Annotated in this window: 1 pseudogene; it reads left to right on the plus strand. The window is 49.9% G+C overall.

What is annotated here, in order from left to right:
* Positions 1–461 precede the first annotated feature (461 nt).
* Positions 462–587: pseudogene (locus CFR79_RS15560) on the plus strand (OmpA family protein); the annotation flags it as partial.

Genomic DNA, 587 nt, shown 5'->3' on the forward strand with positions numbered 1-587 from the left:
CGACATCCATGGCTACGGCGAAGCACACCCGCTGGTGCCCACAGGTCCCGACACCCGTGAGCCCCAGAACCGTCGCGTGGAAATCATCCTGCACTGATCCAGCGCAGGGCGACTACCGGAAAGGGGGCACTTCGGTGCCCCCTTTTTTTATTTCTAAACGTTTCTTTATCTTCAGTAGGCTATCGTAACTTTGTGTCCATTTTGCCACAAAATACTCTAAATCTTTTATTACAAGATTGTGCCTGCTTTGATACAGCCCATATAATTAGTTGTTATTAAACAGAAAAAACACTTGCATATGCATGCGTCGCTATGGTGTCACCTTTCTGCCGCGTCTGGATAACAGACAGAATGAAACCACCTGAAGCACACTGTGTTTGATCTGGTGAAATCGATTAATCTTCGCATCACGCGAAAGATGTGGTTTACAAAGAAGTAATAACATGAGGAAGGATGATCATATGCGTCTCCGCTCTGCTCTGCTGGCGACCAGCCTGCTGGCAGCGACACCGTTCGCAGCCAAGGCCACGACCATCACCGGCCCGTATGTCGATATCGGCGGTGGCTACAACCTGACCCAGACCCAG

Source organism: Komagataeibacter saccharivorans (assembly GCF_003207825.1).
GTDB classification, from domain to species: Bacteria; Pseudomonadota; Alphaproteobacteria; order Acetobacterales; family Acetobacteraceae; genus Komagataeibacter; species Komagataeibacter saccharivorans.